This window comes from Psychrobacter sp. BF1, assembly GCF_019279065.1.
Taxonomy (GTDB): Bacteria; Pseudomonadota; Gammaproteobacteria; order Pseudomonadales; family Moraxellaceae; genus Psychrobacter; species Psychrobacter urativorans.
The window spans coordinates 74,344-98,087 of sequence record NZ_JAGYWV010000005.1 but is presented as its reverse complement, the minus strand read 5'-3'; the positions used below and the strand labels follow the sequence as shown (position 1 = coordinate 98,087).

General features: G+C 42.4%; 24 protein-coding genes. 17 read left to right on the top strand and 7 right to left on the bottom strand.

The window, feature by feature from the left end; genetic code table 11:
• Nucleotides 1–103: 103 nt before the first annotated feature.
• A complete protein-coding gene (ftsW, locus tag KZA12_RS07640; protein ID WP_218689810.1) occupies nucleotides 104–1,297 on the top strand; it encodes a putative lipid II flippase FtsW in 1,194 nt (397 codons plus the stop codon).
• A gap of 116 nt (nucleotides 1,298–1,413) precedes the next feature.
• Here ftsW and gluQRS read toward each other — a convergent pair whose 3' ends face one another.
• The 6 genes from gluQRS to KZA12_RS07610 form a co-directional block, all read right to left on the bottom strand.
• Complete coding sequence (gene gluQRS, locus KZA12_RS07635; RefSeq protein ID WP_373416601.1) at nucleotides 1,414–2,418, bottom strand: tRNA glutamyl-Q(34) synthetase GluQRS; 1,005 nt, start codon at nucleotides 2,416–2,418, stop codon at nucleotides 1,414–1,416.
• A gap of 235 nt (nucleotides 2,419–2,653) precedes the next feature.
• Nucleotides 2,654–3,094 (bottom strand): RNA polymerase-binding protein DksA, encoded by a 441-nt coding sequence (dksA, locus tag KZA12_RS07630; RefSeq protein WP_201622892.1) that lies wholly within the window; start codon nucleotides 3,092–3,094, stop codon nucleotides 2,654–2,656.
• Nucleotides 3,095–3,357: 263 nt separating this feature from the next.
• On the bottom strand, nucleotides 3,358–4,137 hold the full coding sequence (locus KZA12_RS07625) for a metallophosphoesterase (RefSeq protein ID WP_256932882.1): 780 nt from the start codon (nucleotides 4,135–4,137) through the stop codon (nucleotides 3,358–3,360).
• Nucleotides 4,138–4,548: 411 nt separating this feature from the next.
• The gene (locus KZA12_RS07620; RefSeq protein WP_201622893.1) at nucleotides 4,549–5,364 is read right to left on the bottom strand and encodes a metal ABC transporter permease; all 816 of its coding nucleotides are present in this window, start codon (nucleotides 5,362–5,364) and stop codon (nucleotides 4,549–4,551) included.
• 92 nt (nucleotides 5,365–5,456) lie between these two features.
• Nucleotides 5,457–6,278, bottom strand: coding sequence for a metal ABC transporter ATP-binding protein (locus KZA12_RS07615; RefSeq protein WP_218689809.1), 822 nt, complete (start codon nucleotides 6,276–6,278; stop codon nucleotides 5,457–5,459).
• Nucleotides 6,279–6,392: 114 nt separating this feature from the next.
• On the bottom strand, nucleotides 6,393–6,944 hold the full coding sequence (locus KZA12_RS07610) for a Fur family transcriptional regulator (protein WP_218689893.1): 552 nt from the start codon (nucleotides 6,942–6,944) through the stop codon (nucleotides 6,393–6,395).
• A 186-nt stretch (nucleotides 6,945–7,130) separates the two neighbouring features.
• Between KZA12_RS07610 and KZA12_RS07605 the strand changes: the two genes are divergently transcribed.
• The 13 genes from KZA12_RS07605 (at nucleotide 7,131) to KZA12_RS07545 (ending at nucleotide 20,002) form a co-directional block, all read left to right on the top strand.
• Entirely contained in the window at nucleotides 7,131–8,084 is a 954-nt protein-coding gene (locus KZA12_RS07605) for a metal ABC transporter solute-binding protein, Zn/Mn family (RefSeq protein WP_256932881.1), read from the top strand.
• A gap of 142 nt (nucleotides 8,085–8,226) precedes the next feature.
• Complete coding sequence (locus KZA12_RS07600) at nucleotides 8,227–8,625, top strand: ATP synthase subunit I (RefSeq protein ID WP_218689808.1); 399 nt, start codon at nucleotides 8,227–8,229, stop codon at nucleotides 8,623–8,625.
• 532 nt (nucleotides 8,626–9,157) lie between these two features.
• Nucleotides 9,158–10,024 carry a F0F1 ATP synthase subunit A gene (atpB, locus tag KZA12_RS07595; RefSeq protein ID WP_201622896.1) on the top strand — a complete coding sequence of 289 codons (867 nt, stop codon included), beginning with the start codon at nucleotides 9,158–9,160 and terminating at the stop codon, nucleotides 10,022–10,024.
• A gap of 33 nt (nucleotides 10,025–10,057) precedes the next feature.
• Entirely contained in the window at nucleotides 10,058–10,306 is a 249-nt protein-coding gene (gene atpE, locus KZA12_RS07590; protein WP_010197960.1) for a F0F1 ATP synthase subunit C, read from the top strand.
• A 131-nt stretch (nucleotides 10,307–10,437) separates the two neighbouring features.
• Nucleotides 10,438–10,908, top strand: a complete 471-nt coding sequence (locus KZA12_RS07585) for a F0F1 ATP synthase subunit B (RefSeq protein ID WP_201622897.1) — start codon at nucleotides 10,438–10,440, stop codon at nucleotides 10,906–10,908.
• Between the two features lie 13 nt (nucleotides 10,909–10,921).
• Nucleotides 10,922–11,554 carry a F0F1 ATP synthase subunit delta gene (locus KZA12_RS07580; RefSeq protein WP_201622898.1) on the top strand — a complete coding sequence of 211 codons (633 nt, stop codon included), beginning with the start codon at nucleotides 10,922–10,924 and terminating at the stop codon, nucleotides 11,552–11,554.
• 96 nt (nucleotides 11,555–11,650) lie between these two features.
• A complete protein-coding gene (atpA, locus tag KZA12_RS07575) occupies nucleotides 11,651–13,195 on the top strand; it encodes a F0F1 ATP synthase subunit alpha (RefSeq protein WP_218689807.1) in 1,545 nt (514 codons plus the stop codon).
• A 244-nt stretch (nucleotides 13,196–13,439) separates the two neighbouring features.
• Nucleotides 13,440–14,321 (top strand): F0F1 ATP synthase subunit gamma, encoded by an 882-nt coding sequence (gene atpG / locus KZA12_RS07570; protein ID WP_201622900.1) that lies wholly within the window; start codon nucleotides 13,440–13,442, stop codon nucleotides 14,319–14,321.
• A gap of 62 nt (nucleotides 14,322–14,383) precedes the next feature.
• A complete protein-coding gene (gene atpD, locus KZA12_RS07565; protein ID WP_201622901.1) occupies nucleotides 14,384–15,817 on the top strand; it encodes a F0F1 ATP synthase subunit beta in 1,434 nt (477 codons plus the stop codon).
• Nucleotides 15,818–15,980: 163 nt separating this feature from the next.
• A complete protein-coding gene (locus KZA12_RS07560; RefSeq protein ID WP_201622902.1) occupies nucleotides 15,981–16,397 on the top strand; it encodes a F0F1 ATP synthase subunit epsilon in 417 nt (138 codons plus the stop codon).
• Between the two features lie 535 nt (nucleotides 16,398–16,932).
• Nucleotides 16,933–17,649 carry a response regulator gene (locus KZA12_RS07555; RefSeq protein ID WP_201622903.1) on the top strand — a complete coding sequence of 239 codons (717 nt, stop codon included), beginning with the start codon at nucleotides 16,933–16,935 and terminating at the stop codon, nucleotides 17,647–17,649.
• A gap of 221 nt (nucleotides 17,650–17,870) precedes the next feature.
• The gene (locus KZA12_RS07550; RefSeq protein ID WP_201622904.1) at nucleotides 17,871–19,556 is read left to right on the top strand and encodes an ATP-binding protein; all 1,686 of its coding nucleotides are present in this window, start codon (nucleotides 17,871–17,873) and stop codon (nucleotides 19,554–19,556) included.
• Between the two features lie 266 nt (nucleotides 19,557–19,822).
• On the top strand, nucleotides 19,823–20,002 hold the full coding sequence (locus KZA12_RS07545; protein ID WP_201622905.1) for a hypothetical protein: 180 nt from the start codon (nucleotides 19,823–19,825) through the stop codon (nucleotides 20,000–20,002).
• Between the two features lie 10 nt (nucleotides 20,003–20,012).
• Here the strand turns inward: KZA12_RS07545 and KZA12_RS07540 are convergent, their stop codons facing one another.
• A complete protein-coding gene (locus tag KZA12_RS07540; protein ID WP_201622906.1) occupies nucleotides 20,013–21,479 on the bottom strand; it encodes an ATP-binding protein in 1,467 nt (488 codons plus the stop codon).
• A 252-nt stretch (nucleotides 21,480–21,731) separates the two neighbouring features.
• Here KZA12_RS07540 and rpsP point away from each other — a divergent pair, with 252 nt between their 5' ends.
• The 3 genes from rpsP to trmD all read left to right on the top strand — a co-directional run bounded on the left by rpsP (nucleotide 21,732) and on the right by trmD (nucleotide 23,593).
• On the top strand, nucleotides 21,732–21,998 hold the full coding sequence (rpsP, locus tag KZA12_RS07535; RefSeq protein ID WP_201622907.1) for a 30S ribosomal protein S16: 267 nt from the start codon (nucleotides 21,732–21,734) through the stop codon (nucleotides 21,996–21,998).
• Nucleotides 21,999–22,193: 195 nt separating this feature from the next.
• A complete protein-coding gene (gene rimM, locus KZA12_RS07530) occupies nucleotides 22,194–22,727 on the top strand; it encodes a ribosome maturation factor RimM (RefSeq protein WP_201622908.1) in 534 nt (177 codons plus the stop codon).
• A 95-nt stretch (nucleotides 22,728–22,822) separates the two neighbouring features.
• On the top strand, nucleotides 22,823–23,593 hold the full coding sequence (trmD, locus tag KZA12_RS07525; protein WP_201622909.1) for a tRNA (guanosine(37)-N1)-methyltransferase TrmD: 771 nt from the start codon (nucleotides 22,823–22,825) through the stop codon (nucleotides 23,591–23,593).
• The last annotated feature ends 151 nt before the right edge of the window (nucleotides 23,594–23,744 follow it).

The window sequence follows — 23,744 nt, the reverse complement described above, 5'->3', positions numbered from 1 at the left end:
CTTTTAGCAGCAAGCAGGTTGTTTATCGTTAAACGGTGGCGTCTTTTTCTTACATAGGCTAGGCGCCGTGTTCTTCGTTCGTTCGTTAGTGTGTTTAAATATTATGGCGCTCTCCTTTCTTAATAAATTTTCTAAATCTCAAGCAACCACTGGCTCAGATGGTGTCCTTTCGCTGCCGTCAGTACGTTCTATACTGCTATCTAGCGTTGGCTGTATTATGGTGTTGAGCCTACTCATGGTAGCGTCTGCTTCGATACCTTTTGCGCTAAGCCGTGGTATGACTGAGTTGCATTTCTTTGATCGTCAGCTGCTATATATGGGTATAGGCGTGTTCTCAGCGGTGTTGACCTATTATCTAGTGCCGCTAAAGACCTTATATCAGACAGGAACTCAATTTATCTTGTTGGGCATAACGGCCTTGCTATTAGTAGCCACCTTATTCGGTACGCCTATTAATGGCTCTAAACGTTGGCTTAATTTAGTGTTTATCAACTTTCAGGTTGCTGAGCTTGCTAAGTTAGTGGTTATTGTTTTTGTCTCTGATTTTGTGGTTCGACGTTCTTTTGAAGTGCGCAACGGTTGGGATGGGTTTTTGCGTATATCCTTAGTCATAGGCATGTTAACTTTGCTATTACTGTTGCAACCTGATTTTGGCTCATTGGTAGTTATAGTGGGCACTGTGTTTGCGATTTTTTATATCGCTGGTGCACCTTATAAGCAGTTCTTAGCACTAGGTGCGGTAGTTGGAGCTCTTGGCGTCTTGGCCGTAACCTTAGTGCAGTATCGACTCACGCGCGCTCTATCGTTTTTAGACCCTTTTGACGATATTCAAGATACTGATTATCAGTTGGCACGTAGCCTTATCGCTTTTGGTCGTGGTCAGTTCACTGGCGTAGGTTATGGTGAGAGCGTACAGAAGCTATCGCATTTGCCTGAAGCTCATACGGATTTCTTGTTAGCGATTACTGGTGAGGAGTTAGGCTTCGTTGGGGTGACTATGGTGCTGTTACTCGAAGCGCTGATCATTGGTAGCGCTATGCGTATCAGTTATAACGCCCTTAAACGTCGGCAGATGCGTATGAGCTATACCGCTTTTGGTATTGGGGTTATTTTTATTGCTCAGACCATTATTAATGCGGCGATGAACATGGGTGCGATGCCAACTAAAGGTCTGACTATGCCATTCTTCAGTTACGGCGGCTCTTCCATGTTGATCAGCTTAGTGATGGTAGCGTTATTATTAAAGATTTATAAAGAAAGCCCGGAGATAGAAAAAAGCCAGTGCCGTTATTTCTAATTTCAGCACTACTTTTTTCCCTTTTAATTTTCTATCTATAACGCTATAAAGAAAAACCAGATCCTTATCAAAAAATGTCGCTATTGTTAATAGCGGCGTTTTTTTTCAGCACACTTTTAGTCTTCAACTACAGCCAATTGCTGTTGGCCTAGTAGCGGTACATTATCCCATTGGGTAACGGCTTGCGCTAACATACGTGCAGGGGTATCTCTATCCACAGCGGGTTGTTGCAGTAAGCGTAAGGCAGTGGCTAGTAACTCACTAGGCTGGCTAGTATCTATAGGCTGTGCCAAATTCTGCTTAGAGAGCTTTTGACCTTCAGCGTTGAATATCAATGGCAAATGATACCAGTGATCAATAGCTGGCAACTTAGCTGCCTGCATGATAGCTATCTGCGCTGTAGTCATCGGTAAGATATCGAGGCCACGCATCACATGAGTCACTTGCTGCAAGCCATCATCAATACTAGCCGCTAAGATATAGTTAATCAGACCGTCTTGTCGACGCACCACCATGTCGCCTAAGGTTTGCTGGGGATTAGCCCATTGTAGCCCTTGAATATGATCCATAAAACCCATGTCATAATCGGGTAATTGTATACGCAGCTTATGCTGATGCTCATCAAGATCAGCAGTGATGCAACAGCGAGGGTAGCGCTGCCGATCAGGCTGATGAAGGCTCATAGAACTATCGATTGAGTATTTATCATTAAGTGGAGTAGCTGTTGATTGCTGCTGTGCCCAAAAATTTTCTAGGCTTTTACGCGAGCACTGACAGCCATAAGTTAGCGGACGCAGGTTCGATGCTAGATAATCGTTATAGATGTCAGTACGCTCAGACTGATAGATAACGTCGCCATCCCAGTGCAAACTTAAAGCCTCTAAATCTAATAGTATCTGCTCACTAAACTGGGCATCACAACGCTCAGTATCAGTATTTTCCATACGTAAGAGCCAGTCCCCACCCAAAGACTTGATATGGCAAAAGCTAGCTAGCGCTGTAGTCAAAGAGCCAAGGTGCAACTCACCCGTAGGCGAGGGTGCAAAGCGACCAATAGGACGCGGCAGCGCTTGAGTAGTCGTAGCTGGAAGTGCAGTGCTAGCAGTATAAGCACTAGTAATATAATTATTAGCAATCAAAATAAGCAACTGTCAGAAGTAGCAGAATGAGCCAGCTAGGATAAGTAAAATAAAGCTAAAAAGATATTCCTTAAATACAGCTGTTTTGTGACTGATCTGCTAACAGCGCTGAAAACAGCCTATAGAAATATCGGCTGCTATAACGCAAAAAGCGACCTAAGATAAGGTCGCTTTTTTAACAGTTAGTTTAAGAGGTTACCTAGCTAATACTAAGGGTCTAGGTGTGACCTTGGTTTTGACGCTCTTTCATCTCAGATAAAGTCTTGCAATCGATACACTGAGTCGCTGTTGGGCGAGCTTCTAAACGACGCAAGCCAATTTCTACGCCACAAGTTTCACAAAAGCCATAGTCATCGTTTTCAATCTCTGACATAGACTTATCGATTTTGCGGATAAGTTTACGTTCACGATCGCGAGTACGAAGAGCTAAAGCGAACTCTTCTTCTTGCGTAGCGCGATCATTGATATCCGGCATAGAGCTGGACTCATCTTGAATATAAGTTTTAGTGCGGTCCGCCTCACCTATTAACTGACCTTTCCAGTCTAGCAAGATGGCTTTAAAATGCTCTAATTGTGCCTCAGACATATACTCTTCGTCTTTGGCTGGCACATAAGGGCTAAATTTTACATCACTCGGATTTGTGGTTAGGGTGCTCATATGGGTATCCTATTTTTTCAAATTAATCCAACAAAACGCTTTCTCAAAAGACAAAATATTACCACTGTTATAGAAAGCTAAACGCTGTCTTCCTGCAAAACGTTTTACCACTGGGTAACGCAATCAATACAGCTTGTCTGGCTATTTATTCACCCTTAAGTTCTTTGTCATTATAGGGAGGGTAGCCGTATTTTTATTCCTATATCAGCTATCATAGCCGATATTTAGTTACATCCATAGTATTATACGAACAATATTGGCGCTCAAGTATCCAACCTTTCGACCCAGCTTGCAACCTGCCCATTGTTGGCTAATTGCAACCAACGATAACCAGGACGAGCATTGTCATCATAAGTAAAGCTCTCTTCAAAGGGTTTATACTGATAACAAGTTGATGGCGTAGTGTAGACCGTAACCCCATTATGATGTTGGATTTGTTCTTGATGGGTGTGACCGTTAATAATCACTCGTAAATGTTCAAAGTTTGCCATGCGTTGCCAAAACGTATCAGTATTTTTTACGATATGTCTATCTATCCAGTCTGATTGCATGGGTATAACGTGATGATGCAAAGCCAATAATGTTGGTTTATGGCAATGGGTTAATTGTTCGCATAGCCAATCAATATCGTCGCTACTAATTTCACCAGCGATTTCGCCAGGAATAGCCGAGTTTATTAATAGTAATTGCCAGTAAGCAGTATTGATGACTTGGCGACTTAGCAGACGTGAATCAGCAGGTTGAGCGACTAGATATCGCTGATCAAAAGGCAGCTCTTCTCCTACTTCATCGGTCACATCGTGGTTGCCTGCGATACAAGCAAAAGGGATGCCGGTAGCATTCAACACCTGATAGATATAGTCGTAGATAGCGGGTTCGACTTTATTTACTAAGTCGCCAGTGACTAAAATTAAGTCACAGTCACTTCGTTGATTAAGGGCTTGCTTTACAACCGATTCAAAGCCGTACTGACAGCTCGGTGTAGAGGCTGGGTTATCATTAGCAGTCGGATGGGTTGATATATGCAAATCAGTAATTTGCAAAATACTTAAATGCTTGCTCGGTGTTCTGATGGGGTAGACAAGGTTAGTCGGAATAAGATCAACTCCTCATTAAGCCGAAATAATGCTGGTATCAGCGAGTCAAAAATTAATATTCAGCAGTTCATGCACTCGTCAGTAAGCGCTGATTATACCAATAAACGACAGCTGATGAATCTATTTTTCAGGTCATCAGTCAATGCCCAAGATTCCTAAAAGACCAGTTGTATAGGCTTATATCTTCTATACAGGTCGCATTTATAGCATGGATTCTGTAACAAACTCAATATCATTTAGCAAAAAACTAAAATAATGTTCAACAAAATACTTTGGTTATTAAATTTTTAGTTCCTGATAGTAATACAAGCTTTGACGATGACTCAGCTGTAGTGCTGCTCTATTAATACTCTAGCACTAACTACCACTTGATGACCTTGCCGCTAGAACCTTAGAAACTATAAGAGCGGTAAAGAATATGATTGCCAGCACTAATACAATGGCCAGTCCAGTTTGAATATCAAATAAAATACTACCCCAAACTCCTAAAGTAACTCCCAATTGTGCTACTACTAAAGCCAGTATTACCATTTGCTTAGGTGCTGCTGAATACAAGCGTGCGGTTAAGGCTGGCAAGACTAATAAACCGCTAATCAATAAGCTACCCACTGCTTGGAGTGCAATCGCACAAAACCCGGCCAATAGCCCCATAAAGAATAGGCGCTGGCGAGTAGGGTCGATTCCTTGAATACGTGCTAATGCTTCATGAGTCGCTAACTTGACTTGTGCTGGCCAAATATAAACTAGCAAGGCTAAGCCTAGCGCTACACTGACGCCAAGTAATGGTAAATCGGCCCAATCAAGATCTAATAAGTTACCGAATAAGAAGCCCAAAATATTGGCTTGTTGATCAGTCAGCTGCGTCAAAGTTAATAAGCCTAAACACAATAGCGTGACGGCTACTACTGCTAATACGGCATCGACTGGCAAGCGCTCATCATCGACCAATACTAGTCCCAACACCACTACAATGCTGACTAAAGCTACGCCTATACCCATTGGTAACTGCCACCAAACCGCTAGAGCGACGCCCAGTAACGTTCCGTGCGCTAGAGCATCGGCAAAAAAAGCCATGCGTCGCCATAATACCAAACAGCCAAGCGGTGCTGAGAGCAACCCTAAAATACTACCGGCAATCCAAGCCGGAGCAATGATAGCTAACCAAGCAGTCATAACTAATATCGTCCATTAAATTTTATTAAAAGCCAAAAGCCAAATGTTACTAACAACTAACCTTAGCTAAAAGTAGCTAGGCAGCGATTTATCTACCTCGACATTGCGCTTGGCGCATGATGCTCACAGGCGTGAGGCTGATGGACATACGGCTGCTCATAGTGATGACCAAACAGCTTTTGAAATTCAGCCGTGACCGCCAGCTCGCTAGGTTGACCTTCGCAGCAAATATGCTTGTTAAGGCATATCACTCGGCGACTGCCTTTCATCACCCAATGTAGATCATGAGAGACTACTAGCATGGCACAGCGTAAAAAATCTGGTAACTCATCGATAAACTGATACAGCCAAAGCTCAGTATCGGGATCAAGGCCTTGCATAGGCTCATCCAAAATCAGTAAGTTAGGCTTATCTAATAAAGCTCTAGCAAGCAGCACTCGCTGAGTCTCGCCACCAGATAGATGCAGCATTTGCCGTAGTAATAAATGATTTAGGGATAAGTTGTCAAAAATAAACTGCCGCTGTTCAGCATTTAGACGGCGCTGGTCTGCTTGCGCTAATAAATCTTTTACTCGTAATGGCAAAATAGGCGGTACGGCAAAACGCTGTGGCACATACCCTAATTGTAGCGGTTGATGAGTGACGATTTGGCCTTTGCTAGGCTTGAGTAGACCTAAAATAAGCTTAACTAGCGTGGACTTGCCAGCCCCATTAGGGCCGATGAGGCTAAGAGTCTCATTGACAGCGATATCGATATTAATATGGGATACCAAACGCTGTGGGCCAATCTCGTAGCTGACATTTTCTAGGCTGAGTAGCTTAGGGCTAGCTTCGAGCTTTTGGTCACTTATACTAGCGTCAAGCGCTCGAGCAGAATTAATGGCAAGATGCTGAGGGGTAATAGACTGTTTCATGGTATGACTGCTAACGGTTAATGAATAGTGATTAACGAATAATGATGAGTTACTACAATTTAACAGTAACTTACCAAGTTCAAGCTTAAAAAGCAGCTAATGTTCCTGATAAGGTTATTGGCAAGCTTGGCAATGCCCGCTCAATTCAATAACACTACGGGCAACCTTAAAGCCCACATCTTGCTCTGCAAAAATCATCATTTCTTGGATAGGCAGGCTGCTACATTCCTGCACCCGTTGACACTGCTCACAGATAAGAAAAGCGGCAGTATGTTGCGCCCGTGGATGACAGCAAGGCACATAAGCGTTGATCGAGGTCAGTTGATGAATTAAGCCTTCGCTCAATAAAAACTCTAAACTGCGATAAACCGTTGGTGGTGCTACGTTTTTTGGCGTTTGCTTGTCTAAGCTACCATCTGTGCTATCAGCAGCGGTGTCTGAGAAGCGCATTTGCTGCAGCTGAGTGATCAAATCGTAAGCACCAACCGGCTGATTGGCGGTTAAGACTAGCTGATATATCTGCTGACGCAATAGGGTGAAACGTACGCCACGCTTACGGCAGTCCTCTTTTGCGCTGGCTAAGCGTTGAGCAACATCTTCTGCTGTGGATTGCTGTACATCATGCAGATGGTCGGTATCGACACATCTAGTAGCGCAAGAAGTCATAGTATAATTAGAAATAGTAGGGGACACCTTACAGACCTCCAAAATAATAGTGCATATTCAATTGTTATAGTATAACATAATGATAGATAAAATTATGCGCTCATAGCATTATAATTTTTCTTATCATTTATCAAAAAATGTTCATAAAAAAGCATTTTACAAAATAGTTATAGGACAAAACCCCACATGTCTGACAATCAACAAATTTTTGCTAATATCCTAAATAAGCAACGAGTGACATGGCTGTTGAGCAACCTCTCATCGCTAGTGCTAAGGCTCAAGTTTTGGCCAGCAAAAGCATTATCAATGTCAGCAGTTTTAATAGCTATGCTGTTAAGCTCAGTAATAGTGAGCAATGCACAAGCGGCAACGGTCAGTGTTAGTAATTATCCACTTTTTCTGTTAAGTGAAGCTGTGACCGCAGGCGCGCCGTCAGCTAAGCAACTGCTACATGCAGGCGAGGTGGGGCATCATGGTAGCATCAGCCCTGGTGATATTAAAGCCATTCAAGACAGCAAATTTGTAGTTTGGTTTGGTGCCCCTTTAGAGAATAACTTGGCAGCTAGTTTAGAAAAAGCGCCCAATGCTATCTCCTTATTTGCTTTTAAGGCCTTTACTAGACATCCATTACGTGAAGTACAAGGTAAGCCTATTGCTAATACTCTAGATCCGCATATTTGGCTCGATCCAGAAAATGCTAAAGCTATTACTCGTGCACTAGCTGTGATTCACAGTCATGCCAATCCGCAATACAAGTCGCTCTATCAAGCCAATGCAAAAAAATTCGCTCAGCGTATGGATCAAGCAGTAGCAAACCAAAATAAGGTTTCAAAGCAGCAACCTTACTGGGCTTATCACGACGCTTATCAGTATATAGAGCAAGCGGCAAAGCTAAAGCTTATTGGTAGCTTGAGTGTGGATGAACATTTAGCCCCCAAAGCTAGCCAGTTACGTTGGCTAAATGAACAGCGCCCTGCCAAGTCAATGTGCTTAGTGACTCAAGGTAAAGTGGCGAAAGGCTTGTTGGCTAAGCTGCAACCAGTGACTAGTACTGTACAGCTGGAGGATATGAGTGCGAGTAAAGATTTTGTACAAGGATGGCAAGATATGGCGCAGCAAATACGCAGTTGTATAAACTGATAGGGTAAGGAGGCAAAGCTAAACACTTGATAGCACCCATTATTCTCCTTGCTTCAATACAGCTTAGCCCTTATCATGACTGGGATTTTATTTAGATGAATAAGGGAATATCGCACTGATATTTTACACTTTAGGATAGCTAATGACCCAACCTGCCAAACGCAGCCAAAAACAACAAATAAGAGTTTATCTTAAGCGACAGACTTGGGCGTTACTGCTAGTAATCGTTGCAGCTTGGCTGATAGATAACAGTTGGTTCAATGGCGAATTAGTAGTAGCAAAAAGTGCCGCTATCGGTGGCTTGTTGAGCTTTGTGACCCAAATGGTATTTGCTGTCTTTATGTTTAGTCATAGCGGGTACCAGGCGCGTAACCGCATTGTTAGCCAATTTTTTAGAGGGCAGGCGCTAAAATGGCTGCTAACAGTGTTTGGTTTTGCTTTTATTTTTATCACTATAAAACCAATATCTGCGCCAGCCTTGTTGCTTGGATTTATCGTTATGAAAATAAGTCATGTGCTAATGTTGGGTCGTATTAGATAATGCTATAAACTAACAGCAGCCGTAATACACCTAATTTTTATTAAAAACAACATTTAAAAATAAAATCTTACAATTTAATTATCGACGTAAAGCCATGCTAGCAAAGCTGTTAGCCATTAAGTTAGTCATATAGTGGATAAAAAACGAATAATTGCCTTTACACGAATACAACGCTGCATTAATATACACAACTAATTGTTTTGCTCAACCGTACTTAATTGAGCGACAGTCTCGCCGAATGGATACAGGCAGACGAACATATAATATATTTATATGTGAATACTAAGGGCTAGTAGTTATTACTCATAAGCCCTTTTTTTATAGCTACGTTTTATGAAAAGCTAATGAAAACAAGCATTTGCATGCAGAGTACAAGTTAAAATAGGGTGGCTGTTATTGATTATTGGGATGCTAAAGTAGGGTTTGTTTATGGGCTATATCAGCGCAGTAAATATTCGTACTTAAGTCTCATCAGATGACAATCATATTTTTGGTAGTTGAGTAAATCGTTGATTAATAAGAAGCTTATATTATGGCAGGCGAGCAAACAACAACAGAATATATCTCTCACCACTTAACGAACTGGACGTACGGCTATCTGCCGGGCGAAGGTTGGAAAGTTGCCTACACTGCTGAAGAAGCAAGTGCAATGGGCTTTAAAGCTATCCACCTTGATTCTATGCTTTGGTCAATTGGTTTAGGTATTGTTTTCTGCGCTATCTTTTGGATGGTTGCTAGAAAAGTCACTTCAGGTGTGCCGGGTAAACTACAAGCCGCTGTTGAGATGATCGTTGAGTTCGTTGATAACAACGTTCGCGACTCTTATAGTGGTACCTCAAAGCTAGTAGCGCCTTTGGCGTTAACTATCTTTGTATGGATTTTCTTAATGAACTTGATGGATTTACTACCCGTTGATTTTATTCCTATGATTGCTGGACAAATCGGCGCCATGATGGGACATGATCCGCATCATGTGTTCTTTAAGATTGTACCAACCACTGATCCTAATATCACCCTTGGTATGTCCTTTTCAGTCTTTATATTGATTCTATTTTATAGTATCAAAGAAAAAGGTTTAGGCGGCTTTATTGGCGAGCTAACGCTGCATCCGTTTAGCGCTAAAAACCCTATCATACAAATTATTTTAATACCCATCAACTTTATCTTAGAGTTTGTTACTCTAATAGCTAAGCCTATTTCTTTAGGTTTACGACTATTCGGTAACATGTATGCTGGTGAGTTGATTTTCATACTGATTGCCCTAATGCCATTTTGGATTCAGTGGGCGTTGTCAGTACCGTGGGCTATTTTCCACATCTTAATTATTACCCTCCAAGCGTTCGTATTTATGATGCTGACTATAGTTTATATGTCACTTGCATCATCAACTGAACATTAATTAGACATTCAATAGGTAAATGAGGATACATCCATGGATCCAGTATTAGGTGGTTACACAGTTATCGCAGTAGCACTACTTATCGGTTTAGGTGCACTAGGTACAGGCATTGGCTTTGCAATCTTAGGTGGCAAATTCCTAGAAGGCGTTGCACGTCAACCAGAGCTTGGTTCACAATTGCAAACTCGTATGTTCATCGTGGCAGGTCTACTTGATGCTATCCCGATGATCGGTGTTGGTATTGCTATGCTATTGTTGTTCGCGAACCCTCTAGCAGGTTAATCAGAAAGCTCAGTTGTAAATGTTTGATTTTCAAGGTTTTTCTAAAAGATTGTTACCAATAAATTTAGTCAAATTTTGACTATCAAACATGGTCAATGAAACTGATTTTTCATTAACAAAGAGGTGATCACGTGAATATCAATTCTACCCTCATCGGTCAAGCCATTGCTTTTGCAATCTTTGTGATGTTCTGCATGAAGTTCGTGTGGCCACCACTTATCGGTGCTATCAATGACCGTCAGCGCAAAATCGCTGAAGGCTTAGATGCCGCAGAAAAAGCAAAAGCAGATTTGGCCACCGCGGAGCAAGATGTACAGCAGGAGCTTAATCTGGCTAAGACTAAAGCTGCTGCCTTAATTGAGCAAGCGAACAAGAGTGCTAATCAACTCATTGAAGATGCCAAGTCGCAAGCACAAGTAGAAGGCGAGCGTATTCGTCAACAAGCACAAGCGGCAATCGATCAGGAAATCAATCAAGCGCGTGAATCATTACGTGCCCAAGTTGCAGAACTTGCAGTCCTTGGTGCTGAGAAGATTTTGCAAGATAGAGTCGATGTGCAAAAACATGCCAGCATGTTAAATCAGCTGGCGGCGAAGCTGTAATTGTGAGGATATAATGGCTGACTTATCAACCTTAGCACGACCCTACGCGAAAGCCGCGTTTGACTATGCCAATGAGAACGGGATAGTAAACGAGTGGGAAGATTTTTTATTCGTTGCCAGTACGATTGTCAATGATAAATCTTTTCACACCTTGCTAGACAATCCAGCTGTTTCTGCTGAGCATAAGTCAGCCGCTCTGACTGATCTTTATGATACGCAAGTAGCTAGTGCTAGTGATTCTGCCTTTAAGCAACTATTGGGTGCTACCCATGGTCGCAGTGAGCAGATTCATAACAGTAGTGTCAGCTATCCAAAAGTATCAACTGCGCTTAATAACTTTGTAAACCAGCTAGCAGAGCAAGAACGTTTGGCCCTGCTACCTGAAGTTTATAAGCATTATCGTCGTCATAAAGCGATAAGTCTGAAGCAGCTTGATGCTTACGTGACTACCGCCTATCCATTGACTGACGAGCAGCGTGAGATGTTACAAACACGTCTTGCTGCCTCGCTTAATGCCAGTGTAGTGATTCACGAAACAGTTGATTCTAGTCTTTTAGCAGGCGCTACTATAAAAGTCGGTGACAAAGTCATCGATGATTCAATGCGCGGTAAGTTAAAACAGTTAAAAACACAGCTAACGGCCTAATACTACTGATAGACAATACCCTACTGAATGAGTAGGGTGTGCTAGTGAGAGTGTTTGAGTCAGTGGGCGGTATCATAAATTAAAGGAAACCAGGCAATGCAACAATTGAATCCAGCGGAAATCAGTAGTCTGATCAAGCAGCGTATTCAAGACCTTGATGCGGGTGCAACTGCAAAGAATGAAGGCACGATTGTCAAAGTATCTGACGGTATCGTGCAGATTCATGGTCTTGAAGACGCTATGTACGGCGAAATGATTGAATTTGAAGGCGAAATATATGGAATGGCGCTGAACTTAGAGCGTGATTCTGTTGGTGCAGTAGTATTGGGCGACTTCTTAAAATTACAAGAAGGCCAAAAAGCATATTGTACTGGTCGTATTCTTGAAGTACCCGTAGGTCCTGAGCTATTAGGCCGTGTTGTTGATGCTTTAGGTAATCCTATTGATGGCAAAGGTCCTATCAATGCCAAAATGACTGACAAAGTCGAAAAGATTGCTCCAGGCGTTATTGATCGTCAGTCAGTAGATCAACCTGTTATGACGGGTTATAAAGCCGTTGATACTATGATCCCAATCGGTCGTGGTCAGCGTGAGCTTATCATTGGTGACCGCCAAACCGGTAAAACGGCAATGGCTATCGATGCGATCATTGCGCAAAAATCATCTGGCATTAAGTGTGTGTATGTGGCCATTGGTCAAAAACGCTCTACTATCGCCAACGTGGTACGCAAACTTGAGCAAACTGGTGCCCTTGAATATACTACAGTAGTAGTTGCTTCAGCATCAGAGCCAGCAGCACTACAGTACATTGCACCGTACTCAGGTTGTACGATGGGTGAATACTTCCGTGACCGTGGCGAAGATGCATTGATTGTTTTTGATGATTTATCAAAACAGGCAGTTGCTTATCGTCAGATATCGCTGTTGTTACGTCGTCCGCCAGGTCGTGAAGCTTATCCTGGTGATGTATTCTATCTCCATTCACGTCTATTAGAGCGTGCATCACGCGTAAACGCGGCGTATGTAGAAAAGTTCACTAATGGTGAAGTTGTTGGTAAAACTGGTTCTTTAACCGCCTTACCGATTATTGAAACCCAAGCTGGTGACGTTTCAGCATTCGTACCGACTAACGTAATTTCAATTACTGATGGTCAGATATTCTTAGAATCAAGCCTATTTAACTCAGGTATCCGTCCAGCAGTGAACGCTGGTATTTCGGTATCGCGAGTTGGTGGTGCGGCTCAGACTAAGATTATCAAAAAGCTCTCTGGTGGTATTCGTACTGCCCTAGCTCAGTATCGTGAATTGGCAGCATTTGCTCAGTTCGCCTCTGACCTTGATGATGCGACTCGTGAACAGTTGGATCATGGTGAACGTGTAACTGAACTGATGAAACAAAAACAGTATCAGCCAATGTCTATCGCTGAGCAAGCTGCGGTTATCTATGCCTCAAACGAAGGCTTCTTAGCAGACGTTCCAGTCGAGAAGATTGGTTCTTTTGAAGAAAGCTACTTGCGTTATATGCATGATGAGCAATCTGAGCTGATGAAAGAGATCGATGACACTGCAAATTATAATGATGATATTGCAGGTCGTTTAAAGTCGTCACTTGAGACTTTTAAACAAAACCACAGTTATTAATTTAACGGGTTAAGTTGGTTAAAGGCGCTGTGATAGAGGCCTAATATCGAAGTTATTAGTAGCTCTCAATAATATCAATAGGATATTGTTAAGACTTTACTTTAACAGTAGTCGCAGATATTAGTGCCGCTATCAGCCGCCATTACTGACACGTGATTGCATAATGCCACAAGACAATACTTTTTCTATTACTACCTTGTAGCATGTGCCAATGCTTTTTTAACCCTCTTATATTGGAATCATTATGGCAAGCTTAAAAGAGATACGTGCCAAAGTCACCAGTATTAAAAGCACCCAAAAAATTACTCGTGCCATGCAAATGGTGGCTGCGAGTAAGATGCGCCGTGCCCAAGAACGCATGAGCGTGGGTCGCCCGTATGCTGATAGTATGCGCCGGGTTATTTCACATTTGGTGCATGCCTCATCAGACTACAAACATCCGTATATGGTAACGCGCCCAGTTAATAAAGTGGGCTATATCGTTATCACCTCTGATCGAGGTTTAGCGGGTGGTTTAAATATCAATTTATTTAAAGCGCTATCAAAAAGCATTCAGCAATACCAGCAACAATCGGTAGCCGCTGAGTACGCTGTTATCGGTGCTAAAGGCGTCAGTTTCTTTAAAAGCTTCGGTGGCAAAGTCACCTCTGCTGTTACTGATTATGGTGATAAGCCAACCTTTGAGCAGATAAATGCGCCAGTGCAAGCGATGCTTGATGACTATAATCATGGCAAGATAGATCGTATCTACTTAGTATATAACCAGTTTATCAATGCGATGACTCAGAAACCGACTGTCAATCAGTTAGTACCTCTACCAGAAGGTGCCTTTAGTGATGACGAAAGTGGCATGCAGACTGAGTTGAGCTGGGATTATATCTACGAGCCTGACATCAAGACCTTGATTGACGATCTGCTAGGACGTTATATCGAATCTATCGTCTACCAAGCGGTTATGGAAAACATTGCCTCTGAGCAGTCTTCCCGTATGGTTGCTATGAAAGCAGCAACGGATAATGCTGGTGACTTAATTAACGATTTACAGTTGGTTTATAACAAGCTGCGTCAAGCGGCGATTACTCGAGAAATCTCGGAAATCGTTGGCGGTGCTGCTGCTGTTTCATAATTACTGTTTGTCTATAATTGTTTTTATGAAGCCCCCATATATAGAAGTTAAAGGAGAACGCAATGAGTAGCGGTCGTATTGTACAGATTATTGGCGCGGTTCTTGACGTTGAGTTCAACCGTAACGAAGTTCCACAGATTTATGATGCCTTGCAAGTTGACGGCACCGAGACCACTTTAGAAGTACAGCAACAGTTAGGTGATGGTATTGTACGTACCATCGCTATGGGCTCAACTGAAGGCCTGAAACGTAACTTACCAGTTACTAACACTGGCGCTCCTATTTCTGTGCCTGTTGGTATTGGTACTTTAGGTCGCATCATGGATGTCCTAGGCCGTCCTATCGATGAAGAAGGTCCAGTAATAGCTGATGAGCGCTGGTCAATTCACCGTGAAGCACCAAGCTATGCTGAACAGTCAAATAGTACTGAGCTGTTAGAGACTGGTATTAAAGTTATCGATCTACTTTGCCCGTTCGCTAAAGGTGGTAAAGTTGGTCTGTTCGGTGGTGCTGGGGTTGGTAAAACCGTCAACATGATGGAATTGATCAACAACATCGCTCTTAAGCACGAAGGCCTATCAGTATTTGCTGGTGTTGGCGAACGTACTCGTGAAGGTAATGATTTCTATCACGAAATGCAAGATGCTGGCGTTGTGAATACCGAAGACTTTAGCAAATCTAAAGTAGCGATGGTATATGGTCAGATGAATGAGCCACCGGGTAACCGTTTACGTGTTGCCTTATCTGGTTTGACGATGGCTGAATACTTCCGTGATACTAAAGATCCTGCCACTGGCAAAGGTCGTGACGTACTACTGTTCGTTGATAATATCTATCGTTATACCTTGGCCGGTACTGAAGTATCAGCACTACTAGGTCGTATGCCATCAGCTGTTGGTTATCAGCCAACTCTAGCTGAAGAGATGGGTATGCTGCAAGAGCGTATTACTTCAACGCAGTCAGGTTCAATCACTTCAGTACAAGCGGTTTATGTACCAGCAGATGACTTGACCGATCCATCACCTGCTACTACTTTTGCTCACTTAGACGCCACTGTAGTATTAAGCCGTGATATTGCCTCACAAGGTATCTATCCTGCGGTTGATCCACTAGATTCAACGTCACGTCAGCTTGATCCACAAGTGATCGGCGAAGAGCATTATAATGTTGCTCGCGGCGTGCAAGAAGTGTTGCAGAGCTATAAAGAACTAAAAGACATCATCGCTATTCTAGGGATGGATGAGCTGTCTGAAGAAGATAAACTAACCGTTTATCGTGCTCGTAAGATTCAGCGTTTCTTATCACAGCCTTTCCACGTTGCTGAAATCTTCACTGGTGCACCTGGTAAATATGTGCCACTACGCGATACTATTGCTAGCTTTAAAGCAATCATCGCTGGTGAATATGATGATTTACCAGAGCAAGCCTTCTATATGGCTGGTGGTATTGATGAAGTCGTCGCAAAAGCAGAAAAAATGAAATCTACTGCAGCCTAAGCAGATCAATTGCTGAGCTAGTGAGTGCATAAGCTTTAACCAGTTTATCCACTCATACGCCGTATGAATTTAATAGTTATTTCTATAATAGCTTTACTGCTTTTAGTATTCTATAAAAATAACTGCTGTTGGAAACTACTGCTTTTACAATAAGGAATTAAGTATGGCAACGTTACAATGTCGTGTAGTAAGTGCCCGTGAAGAGTTGTATTCAGGGGAGATTAGTATGCTAATCGCAACCGGTAGCGAAGGCGAGATTGGGGTGTTGCCAGGCCATACGCCACTAATTACTTTGCTAAAACCGGGTGCAATGCGCTTACAAAAAGCTAATGGCGAAGAAGAAGTTATTTACGTTTCAGGTGGGGTTTTAGAAGTACAGCCAAAGATGGTTACTATCCTAGCTGATACTGCTATGCGTGCTCATAATCTGGACGAGAGCAAAATCGTTGAAGCTCGTAGAAAAGCTGAGCAAATGCTAGTTAATCAGTCTGATACTCTGCAAACTAACGCAGCATTAGCCTCACTAGCAGAATCAGTGGCTCAGCTACAGACTATACGTAAGTATCAGAATCGAAGCTAAGACAATCAGTAAGCGTTAGATTATTACTGCTAATAACAATATCTTATAAACGACAGTCCATAGTGGGCTGTTTTTTTATGGCTTATTACCCTATATATACATCCTTTGCAAAGTATTAATAAATAATAGTTATTTATCCCAAAAGACACTAGCGATATCAGTGATATTTAGTTATATTACGGTACTACTAACTTTATCAACAGTAGACTTAAAGCGACTTACTAGCAGGCCAGCTTAAGCTAAATGCATTCAGCAGGGCAGAACTGTGCATAAGCAATAGTTATAATAGTGGACACTTATGATTTTCGGACGTTAACTAAAGTTTTAGCCCATATTGTTTATAGGTTTTGTTAATGACAATGAGCTATAGTATAGATGGTAGTAGATTTGCTAGTATAGTAAGCAAGCCCACAAAACTGAAAAACTCAAATAAACATAAATAGATGACTATAATACTTATAAATTATGCCACTTCACGGTGCTATTAATTTCTAATTTTATTACTTTTAACTCAGATGTACTAGAGGATATAGCAATGACAGCAACTGATGACGACAATACCCCTCGAATTTTGATTGTCGAGGACGATGAGCGTCTTGCCATGTTAACCCAAGATTACTTGGTAAAAAATGGCCTAGAAGTAGCGATCGAAACAGATGGTAATCGCGCGATTCGTCGTATCGTTAGCGAGCAGCCAGATTTAGTAGTACTTGATGTCATGTTACCAGGTAGCGATGGCTTGACAGTTTGCCGTGAAGTACGTCCACACTATCAGAACCCTATCTTGATGTTGACAGCCCGCACCGAAGATATGGATCAAGTATTAGGGTTAGAGATGGGCGCTGATGACTATGTCGCTAAGCCTGCTCAACCACGCGTATTGTTAGCGCGTATTCGTGCTTTATTGCGTCGTTCTGAAAACGCCCCTTCTGAAGATGTGCCACAACGCTTAGAGTTTGGCGAGCTGGTCATTGATAATGGTGGTCGTTCAGTAATGCTGGGTGAAGAGTTAGTTGATTTTACTAGCGCCGAATATGACTTACTATGGTTGTTGGCTTCTAATGCTGGTCGTATCTTATCGCGTGAAGATATCTTTGAGCGTCTACGTGGTATCGAGTATGACGGACAAGATCGTTCAATTGATGTACGTATCTCACGTATTCGTCCAAAGATTGGTGATGATCCTGAGAATCCAAAGCGTATCAAAACGGTACGTAGCAAAGGCTATCTCTTCGTCAAAGAAGGCAACTAAGTCTGCATTTAGACTTATTGTAGATTGAGCATAGTCAGTTATTTAGAAAAACCAGCATTATGCTGGTTTTTCTTGGTATAAATTTTAACTTTTTGACCTTATGCATAGCGTTCTATGGTTTAATTAGCTGCTATAGTCAGTGCAATAAGTTACTTTTAGCTAGCAGTTCTTGCTCAGCCCCTATTATTCAGTCATCATTCAACGGTTTGGTCACGGCACGTATGTCATTAGTCTCCTCGTTAAAACACAGTATCTTCGTACGCATTTATGGTGGACTATTAATAGTTTGTCTATGCGTAGCCTTATTTGCGCAGTTATTGATGGATACTATCAATAAAGAGCGGGTGCAATCCTACCGTGAAAACATGGCGACTGGGGCGTTTTACTTAGTAAGTGAAGGCATTGGTCATCAGGATAGTGAGGCCCAGCGTGAGTATTGGTTATCTGATGCTAGCAGTCTGTTCGGCTCCACGTTTAAGATACTGCCGATCAAAGAGGTTGGTTTCAGCTCTAGTGAATTGCGCCGTTTTGATAACGGTGAAACAGTGGTTCGCTATGTTACGCAGCCTACTTATGCTGATGTTTATCATCGATTGCCAGATGGCAAAAGCGTATTGACAGTGCGAATCTCACAAGTTACTGAGCAGCAAGTGCGTGCTATGGCGGTATTTCTTTTGGACGACTTGTCCTACTATTCGACGCTATCAGCGAAAAGCAGTCGTCTAGCGCAACTATCAGAAAAATTTGCTTTCCCATTAAAATTAAAAGGTATTAATAGCTTAAGTCTAGACAGTGACCAAATGGCACGATTACGCCGTGATGAAGTAGTGATATTGTTTCAAGATACTAGCTCCAACCAAGGTGGCTCTTCGATAAAAATAATTGTGCCTTCTGAAATTAACGATATGGTGATAGTGATGGGGCCAGTACCTTTATTTAACTGGTTTCCACTAAATCTAATCATCAGTATGGTACTGATTAGCATGTTCTTAATCAGTTTAGGCGTCTACGCCCTTATATTCCCACTCGAGCGTAAGCTACAATTAATCCAAGTCGGGGTTAATGAGGTCAGCGAGGGCAATCTTGATATTCAAGTACAAGTTATCGGTCAAGACGAAATCGCCCGTTTGTCAGCGACTTTTAATGCTATGACATCGCATATCAAGCGTCTGATTGAATCACAGCGTGAGTTAACTCGGGCGGTGTCTCATGAGCTGCGTACGCCAGTCGCTCGTATTCGTTTTGCGGTTGATATGCTGGCTGATACAGAGGATGAGGAATCGCGTTTTAAGCAGCGCGATTTCATAGATGAAGATATTGAATCGCTGAACGGTTTGATTGATGAGATGTTGACTTATGCCAAGCTAGAAGAAGGCTCACCTAAGCTAGATCTAGAAGCGGTAAATCTTAAAGAGCTAATCGAGCAGGTGGTCCGTGAGACTAATGCGTTAGGTAAAGATATCAAAATCGTTGGTAATCCGCCTAATGCTAAAGTGACAGCCATTGCTGATCGTCGCTATCTACATCGAGTCATTCAAAATCTAGCTGGTAATGCATTACGCTATGCAGAGAGTACTATCATTATCAGTGCTGGGGTAAAAAAAGGCGATGCTTTCGTTATCGTTGAAGATGATGGTCATGGCATAGCAGAGTCTGATCGTGAAAAGGTGTTCATTCCTTTTTCACGCTTAGATGACAGCCGAACCCGTGCTTCAGGTGGCTATGGTTTAGGCTTATCTATTGTATCGCGCATTGCTTTTTGGTTTAATGGTAGTATGTCTGTAGACGAAAGCCCGGAGCTGGGTGGCGCGCGCTTTGCCATGACTTGGCCGATTAAGCCTTTGACTCAAACTATCTCTGCTGATCAAATCACTCAAGAGCAAAGCAATCGTAGTTTTGATAGCTAATATTATATCCAAGGTATCGATGCAAATTTTCGATCCAAATAGTAGAGGCTAAAGAATAGCAGTTAGAGTAGCTCGCAGAGTTTTTATGTACTGTAAAAACAGCTATCAGTATTAGCAGCCTGTCATTCGCATAAATTTTTAGCTAAGCATAAGTCTGAATGTAAACATAGCTGGCTAGGCAGCAGTTGGTTATCAACAAACTTATTAATGAGTTGAAGATAGTGAAGGGGATGGGCCTTACTGTTTGAAATACAGGAGCACAAACAATGCGTTATCTATTTGGCGGTTTAGTATTAATAAACGCTATCACTTTAGCCTACTACTTATTTATACCGCAGCCGTCAGTTACTGACAGTCTAAAGTTGGTTGAAGCTGAGATAATACAGCCACTGGCTTTTACCAATAGCGCCACATATATCGCACCGCCTGTTGGTAAAGTAGAGTAGCCAGCAGTATTTATTGCCCTGCTATTGTATTATCAGCAATAATTTTAGCGTCACCAGCTGAGGCTTCGTCCCCAGTAACTTTAGAGATTAGTGGAATACGCACACAAACCTCTAAGCCACCATCAGGATGATTAATAGCTTCGACTTTCCCATGATGTAGGCGGGCAATACGACTAACAATCGCCAAGCCTAAGCCGCTACCTTGGGTAGTTCGTGCTGTCTCTCCGCGCTCAAAGGGCTGCATAATACGCTCCAACTGATCCTCTGCGACGCCTTCACCACAGTCACGTACACAAATCACTAATTGCTCATTAGCCTCTTTATTCACTTGGCTTTCTCCACCTATCTCACTATCTTCTTCCAGCTCAGCCTCGCTAAGAATGGGTACTACCTTAGCCGATAAATAGATCGGTGGCTTACCATAACGGTTAGCGTTGTTAACTAAGTTGATGATCAGGCGTTTGATTGATAAAGGGCGTACGGGAACGGCGTTATTACATTCAGACTGATAGATAAACTTCATTGGCGCAAACTGCACCATAATCTCTTTAAATATAGTGTCTAAGTTGGTTAAGCGCACTGGTTCATCAGAGCCATCTTTCATAAATGAGATAAACTGCTCTAAGATCGCATCCATGTCCTCTACATCATAAATAAGCCCTTCACGGAAAAAGTCATCCGGCAGCATCTCAGCAGTTAGGCGCATGCGGGTCAGAGGAGTACGCAGATCGTGAGAAATTCCAGCGAGCATAATAGTACGCTCTTTTTGTGCTTGGTTAAGGGTAGTGAACAGACGATTAAACGCGGTGTTTACTTGCCGAATCTCAGTAGGGCCACTATTCGTTGGCAAAGTAGTCGCATGACCCAGACGGATATAATTGTTTGCTGCCCGCTGCAAGTAACGCAGTGGACGATTAAGCTGACGCGCTAATAAAATAATAGTCAATAAGGTCAATATTGGTAAGCCAAACAAAAATAATATTAGTAATACTGGACTGTACTGTGAGTAATAGACCACCGACTCGCGAATCCAAAAGCTAGTATCACGACTGTCTTGTACCCACAACTGGGGAGTAGGTTTAAATTTAAAATACACCGCTACAGGACGCCCAAGTTGAGCCCCAATCTCATGTTGCAGCACGTCAGTGAATAAGCCTACAAAAGCTTTATCTTCCACCTTTGGGAAGTCGCTAGGGTTATTCACTACTGCCACATGTGAGTGCTGATAGACCCACTGCTGCATTTGTGGATTATCTCGCCAGTCACGTTTGACACTATTCATCAGACGCAGCTCACTAGTCAAATAGCGTGCATGGCTTTTGAGCTCTGGTAAATAAAGACTGCGCCAAAAAAACCATATCGATAAGCTAACGCTAATGATTACAATAAAAGTAACCATCATCGTGGTTTTCCAACTATTGGAATAGGAGCGAGTAAACCAGCCTTGACGGCGTGAGCGTGGATTCGGAGATATCATAAGCAGTTGTGGCTCTGGACAATAGGTAATAATGTATGAAGTATAGTGCAATAGTTATTCAGGTGCTATGGGCACTACTAGACTTTTCACTAACCAAACGCCAGCTCTAAGAATCGGCAGCCATTCGTCAGAGTGATTAGCGTTAAGTCACGGTTATAAAAGCATTAAATAAACCTAGTTTAGGTGTTTAATAATAAAATACTATGTTATAATTACGCCCTTTTTGGTATACCTGCGAAAGAGAGAATTCACATGGTTGTTATTCGTTTAGCACGGGGCGGTGCCAAGAAACGCCCATTTTATCAAGTAGTAGTAGCAGATCAACGCCGCGCGCGTGATGGCCGTTACATCGAAAATATTGGCTTTTTTAATCCGCTAGCTAAAGATTCAGAAGAAGCAGTACGCGTAAACATGGAAGCGTACAAGTCTTGGATCGAGAAAGGTGCACAACCTTCAGATCGCGTTGCTTCTTTAGTAAAGTCTTATAACAAAGCAGCTACTACCGAAGCTAAAGCTTAAGTATTAGTTTATCGGCTAATTAGATAAGTAAATGATTAAACAGCGTCAGTTATTTAATCATTCATTTTTATTAGCCCGCTTTAAAACATAGCGTAACTGGTCTAACCAGGCTACGCCATTAACTGTTTATTGCTGTTTTAAGTGGCTGTTGATGTTCACATTAATAAGTGCTTATACAAAGCTAGGTTCGCTGTTATGTCATCTGCTCCAGACGCTAAATCCCTCATGAAAATTGCCCAGCTCAAAAAGCCTTACGGCATTAAAGGCTGGTTATGGTTATTTAGTGAAACTGATAATCGCGAAGACATATTTGGCATGCAGCCGTGGTGGATGAAAACCGCTACTGGTATGAAGCCGTTGACTGTCAAAGCTTGGCGTCAGCAAGGTACAGGGATAGTTGCTCAGTTTGAGCAAGTTCCTGACCGTAACGTCGCTGAGACTATGAACGGAGTTACCGTTTGGGTTGAGCAAGATATACTACCAGAGACTGCTGCTGATGAGTTTTATTGGTCAGATTTGGTAGGTATGCGAGTCATAAACGAGCAAGATGAGTATCTAGGTGATATCACCGAAATGTTTGAAACGGGTGCCCATGATATTATGCGTGTAGCCGTTACTTCAGACAGTATAGATGGTGAAGAGCGTCTGATACCTTGGCATAAGCAAACCGTAGTGCAAGTCGATAAGACTAGCAAAACGGTAACTGTAGATTGGCCAAGCGACTACTAATAACAGACTGTTAGTTCAGTGTGAGTAGCCGTCATTTACCTCTAATAAGTTAAGGTGATGACACTAAGCTGAGTAGTTAAACAAGCGGGCCTAAGATGTATTTTGCAGTGATTAGTATTTTTCCTGAGATGTTTGCATCGATTCGTGATTTTGGTATTACGGGGCGAGCAGTGACTCAGAATCAGGTCACTATAGAGTGCATTAACCCGCGTGATTATACTACTGATAACTACCGCCGTATTGACGAACGTCCTTATGGTGGTGGTCCTGGCATGGTCATGATGGCTGAACCTTTAGCGCAAGCTATTGATGATGCTCGTCAGCGAGCTAGCTTACATGGCTGTCGTATTGACAAAGCGCATTGTCCGGTGATTTATATGTCACCACAAGGGCAAACGCTGAGTGAGAGTAAAGTGCTCGATATGGCTGAGTATGACGGCATGATTATATTGTGCGGTCGTTACGAAGGCATAGATGAGCGCTTATTAGCACAATATGTTGATAGCGAAGTGTCAGTTGGTGATTATGTGCTTACTGGTGGCGAGCTGCCAGCGATGGTACTAATGGATAGTGTGATTCGTCGTCTACCAGATACTATGGGTGATGATCAATCAGCTGAGCAAGACTCGTTCGTCGATGGCTTGCTTGACTGCCCACACTATACTAAGCCGCATGAGTTTGCAGGTATGGCTGTCCCGGAAGTGCTACTTTCAGGTCATCATGCCAACATTGCCAAGTGGCGTTTTAGTCAGCAAGTTGAACGTACGCAAGCGCGGCGTCCAGACTTATGGCAAGCGTTTACTCCCAATGTTCAGCAAGCGAAGTGGCTAAAAGCCTTAGCAAAAGCAGACAGCAATAACCGTTAAAAAATAGTTAATCGTTAAAATTTTGCGCAATAACAAAACAGGTCATACCATAATGGCCGTTTGTATAACCCTTACCTTGTATCTTATTACAGATATAATTAATTATTACAAACAGGTGATATGCGCTTAGCCTCTATTATCTAATGTGAGG

Coding starts and splice junctions, on each gene's coding strand:
- ftsW (WP_218689810.1), top strand. CDS start 104: ATGGCGCTCTCCTTTCTTAATAAATTTTCTAAATCTCAAGCAACCACT.
- dksA (WP_201622892.1), bottom strand. CDS start 3,094: ATGAGCACCCTAACCACAAATCCGAGTGATGTAAAATTTAGCCCTTAT.
- KZA12_RS07620 (WP_201622893.1), bottom strand. CDS start 5,364: ATGACTGCTTGGTTAGCTATCATTGCTCCGGCTTGGATTGCCGGTAGT.
- KZA12_RS07615 (WP_218689809.1), bottom strand. CDS start 6,278: ATGAAACAGTCTATTACCCCTCAGCATCTTGCCATTAATTCTGCTCGA.
- KZA12_RS07610 (WP_218689893.1), bottom strand. CDS start 6,944: ATGACTTCTTGCGCTACTAGATGTGTCGATACCGACCATCTGCATGAT.
- KZA12_RS07605 (WP_256932881.1), top strand. CDS start 7,131: ATGTCTGACAATCAACAAATTTTTGCTAATATCCTAAATAAGCAACGA.
- KZA12_RS07600 (WP_218689808.1), top strand. CDS start 8,227: ATGACCCAACCTGCCAAACGCAGCCAAAAACAACAAATAAGAGTTTAT.
- atpB (WP_201622896.1), top strand. CDS start 9,158: ATGGCAGGCGAGCAAACAACAACAGAATATATCTCTCACCACTTAACG.
- atpE (WP_010197960.1), top strand. CDS start 10,058: ATGGATCCAGTATTAGGTGGTTACACAGTTATCGCAGTAGCACTACTT.
- KZA12_RS07580 (WP_201622898.1), top strand. CDS start 10,922: ATGGCTGACTTATCAACCTTAGCACGACCCTACGCGAAAGCCGCGTTT.
- atpA (WP_218689807.1), top strand. CDS start 11,651: ATGCAACAATTGAATCCAGCGGAAATCAGTAGTCTGATCAAGCAGCGT.
- atpG (WP_201622900.1), top strand. CDS start 13,440: ATGGCAAGCTTAAAAGAGATACGTGCCAAAGTCACCAGTATTAAAAGC.
- atpD (WP_201622901.1), top strand. CDS start 14,384: ATGAGTAGCGGTCGTATTGTACAGATTATTGGCGCGGTTCTTGACGTT.
- KZA12_RS07560 (WP_201622902.1), top strand. CDS start 15,981: ATGGCAACGTTACAATGTCGTGTAGTAAGTGCCCGTGAAGAGTTGTAT.
- KZA12_RS07555 (WP_201622903.1), top strand. CDS start 16,933: ATGACAGCAACTGATGACGACAATACCCCTCGAATTTTGATTGTCGAG.
- KZA12_RS07550 (WP_201622904.1), top strand. CDS start 17,871: ATGTCATTAGTCTCCTCGTTAAAACACAGTATCTTCGTACGCATTTAT.
- KZA12_RS07545 (WP_201622905.1), top strand. CDS start 19,823: ATGCGTTATCTATTTGGCGGTTTAGTATTAATAAACGCTATCACTTTA.
- KZA12_RS07540 (WP_201622906.1), bottom strand. CDS start 21,479: ATGATATCTCCGAATCCACGCTCACGCCGTCAAGGCTGGTTTACTCGC.
- rpsP (WP_201622907.1), top strand. CDS start 21,732: ATGGTTGTTATTCGTTTAGCACGGGGCGGTGCCAAGAAACGCCCATTT.
- rimM (WP_201622908.1), top strand. CDS start 22,194: ATGTCATCTGCTCCAGACGCTAAATCCCTCATGAAAATTGCCCAGCTC.
- trmD (WP_201622909.1), top strand. CDS start 22,823: ATGTATTTTGCAGTGATTAGTATTTTTCCTGAGATGTTTGCATCGATT.